This is a genomic window from Psychroserpens luteolus (assembly GCF_021032705.1).
Classification (GTDB): Bacteria; Bacteroidota; Bacteroidia; order Flavobacteriales; family Flavobacteriaceae; genus Psychroserpens; species Psychroserpens luteolus.
In genome coordinates, this window is the sequence record NZ_JAHVXI010000047.1 from 1 (window position 1) to 330 (window position 330).

Genomic DNA, 330 nt, shown 5'->3' on the forward strand with positions numbered 1-330 from the left:
CCGGAATTTCCAGTCTTTCAGGTCAGCGGTCGATGCGATTGGCTTGGTCGAGGCAAAGCTCTCCTGGCCATAAACCCACCAGCCGACAAGCTGCATGCCATACAGGTTGTACAGCTCTTGGGCCTTCTCAAGGCCACCGGCGTAATACAGCCAGCTCAGCTGTTGGTAAGGCGTGTCGTAGCCGCCCATGATGTCGCCAACGAATTGGAACGCAGGGTTTTTACCGATTTGGTAGCCACCGCCGTGCATTTCGCAATCCAGAATGCCGGTTGCTGCGGCGTCAAAGCCTTCAACGGATTTCACAACCGAAGACGACCAGAACATCTCGAT

At 55.2% G+C, this 330-nt stretch carries 1 protein-coding gene; it reads right to left on the reverse strand.

Translation table 11 applies throughout. The annotated features are described in order from the left end of the window. Window positions 1-330 (reverse strand): type 2 periplasmic-binding domain-containing protein (locus KWG70_RS17775; protein ID WP_230937381.1); only part of this gene is annotated, 330 nt, incomplete at both ends.